Origin of the sequence: Thermococcus sp. (assembly GCF_027066465.1) — an archaeon.
GTDB lineage: Archaea > Methanobacteriota_B > Thermococci > Thermococcales > Thermococcaceae > Thermococcus.
In genome coordinates this window covers 1-2,308 of sequence record NZ_JAMONU010000101.1, presented here as the reverse complement: position 1 = coordinate 2,308, position 2,308 = coordinate 1, and the positions used below count along the sequence as shown (strand labels likewise).

Here is a 2,308-nt window from a genome sequence, read left to right as displayed (position 1 = left end):
AAGGAGGTTTTCCAAGTGTTGAGCCGCTCGCTATGTGTTCGACGTTTCCGCTTACTCTGTCTATTGTGAAGCTGTCTATCTTTGCGAAGTACCTCTCTTTGCCCGTTGGCGAGCAGGTTACCCGCCCAAGGGAGTCCCTCTCACACATGTACTCCTTTTGATAGATGTAGTGGACGGTTCCCTTAATCCAAATGTAACCCCATGAATATTGTTCTGGAACCGTTATGTCGTCCCCTCCTGCAAAGTAGTTGGTTATTGACCTCCCGAGAACTTTAACTGTTATCGAGCTTGGGTCGAACTCAACTTTCTCCGATATCTCCTCACCCATTGCAACGGTAACGTCAGGCCCCCAGTACTTCTGAACCGTTATTCCGATGTCCGCCGTGCCGAAGATGTCGCTCCAGACGTTGTTGTGGATTATAAGAACGGGTATCTTAACGTTCTGGAACCGCTGCTCTCTTACAGTTCTCCACTCAAACCACGGCGGATTTATGTAACCCTGAGGTTGTAGGCCAGTTTTCTTTTCAATTTCTGCAATCTTGGTTTTTCCTGCTTCTTTAAGGTCGAACCTCAGTTTTACCGTTTTTGGCAGGGTTTCTTGCTGGACTGTTACTTCAAAGCTGTCCGGCGGTAATGTGTAAACTACGCCGTTTTTCACAATCCAGACGTCTACACCGATGAAAGCTGTTTTTGAGCCTATTTTCTTCGCGATGGTTTTGGCTTCGTTGAGGAGGTTGGAGGGTATTCTAATAGTATTTCCTGAAAAGAAAAGTTTCCTTTCTAAGGAACCCCTTTCGAGTACTTTAATGCTCCCCTTCTCATCAAAAGTCCAGACTGTATAGTAAACTTTTCCCTGCTCAGTCAGCGCTTTTCCGCTCCCATCTAGGAGGACCACCTTGGCGCCTTCTATTGGGGTTGCCTGGATGTACCCTAGAATGCTAACTACGAGGAGCCCTACTACAAGTGCTACCAAACTCTGCCATCTCGTTGGCGCCCCCTCCTTTGGGGCTCCTGCAATATTACCTAATCATCTTGCTCTTATAAGCTTTTTCTTTTATTTAGTAAATTTTATTTTCTCCTGTTTTTGAGTATAAATCTATTCTAACGTAAGTTCTCTCCTCAGGTCTGTCCAAAAGAAGTCGGAGTAAAAGAGTTGCACGGGGATACCAAGGAAATCAAAAAGAAAACCTCACTCCCTAACAACTACCGGGAACTCCTCCCAGGGGAAGACTATCCACTTGTCTGTTCTGAAGACGTAGAAGTCGGGAACAACCTTCGTCCAAGGCTTCATGCTCAGGCAGGCAACTTTAATCTCCTCCGCCCCGGCCTTCTTGACCTCCTCGATGACGACCTCAAGGGTTTTTCCGGTGTCGCTGACGTCATCAACTATGACGACTTTCTTTCCCTCCAGCGAGCCGTGGAGGGGAATCGTTATCACAGGCTTCTCCATCCTCTCGTCGATGCCCTTGTAGAACTTGACGTCTATAACCTTGAGCTCTACATCGCCCAAAACGTGGCTCAGCCTCACCGCTGGAATAAGCCCGCCCCTCGCGATTCCAACTATCACGTCGGGCATGAAGTGCTTCTGTATCTCCTCGGCGAGCGCGAAGACGGCCCTATCAATCTGCCACCAAGTCAGGTAAACCTTGTCCATGGGAACACCCCCGAATAGCGTGAGTTCTCGCCTCGAAACTTAAGCTTTGGGTGAGTGGTGAAAGTTAAAAGGAAGGGATTAAAAAACCTATTTTGGCAGAGACTTGTCAAAAGAGGGAATAGCGATACGGGGCAAAAATTGAAGGAGGAAGCGTCTCAGCTGATAACGCACTTGCTCCATCCACAGCGCGGGCAGGTAGCACAGCCGCTTTCCATCCTGAGTTCAACAAGCTCCCCATCTTTCTCGTAGCAGACCGGGCAGTAAGCCACTCCAAGGAGCTCCTTAATTTTCTCCTCCGGAATTTCTGGCTTCCCCGCGTGGTGCGGGTGCTCTCTAGGCGCTGGTGTAGTTGTCTTCACGGTGCTCAGGGAAAAGCTGAGCTGGGGCTTCCCCTTCCCGTTGGTGCCGTTGAGTATGGCCTCGACGTTGATGAACTTGGCCAGCCAGGGTTCGGCCTCGACCACCGCTTTGAGCTTCTCAACGGCGTACCTGCTCGGCTTGGCCGGAACGCGCTTCCTTTTTTCTCCTTCGACGCTGTAGACCTGCACCGAGAGCGAGCCGTCGCGGTAGACGGTTATTCCCTTACAGCCAAGCTTGTAAGCTAAAAGGTAGGCCGCCTTAACGTCCTCAACGGTGGCGTCGTTCGGCATGTTT

The 2,308-nt window shown here is 49.9% G+C and carries 2 protein-coding genes and 1 pseudogene; all 3 read right to left on the bottom strand.

Annotated features, from left to right (window positions below; all coding sequences use genetic code 11):
• A partial coding sequence (locus MVK46_RS04790; RefSeq protein WP_297535508.1) for a hypothetical protein occupies window positions 1–973 on the bottom strand: 973 nt, incomplete at its 3' end.
• Window positions 974–1,189: 216 nt separating this feature from the next.
• The gene (locus MVK46_RS04785; protein ID WP_297535507.1) at window positions 1,190–1,654 is read right to left on the bottom strand and encodes a phosphoribosyltransferase; all 465 of its coding nucleotides are present in this window, start codon (window positions 1,652–1,654) and stop codon (window positions 1,190–1,192) included.
• 155 nt (window positions 1,655–1,809) lie between these two features.
• Window positions 1,810–2,308, bottom strand: a pseudogene (locus MVK46_RS04780) (intein-containing adenosylcobalamin-dependent ribonucleoside-diphosphate reductase); the annotation flags it as partial.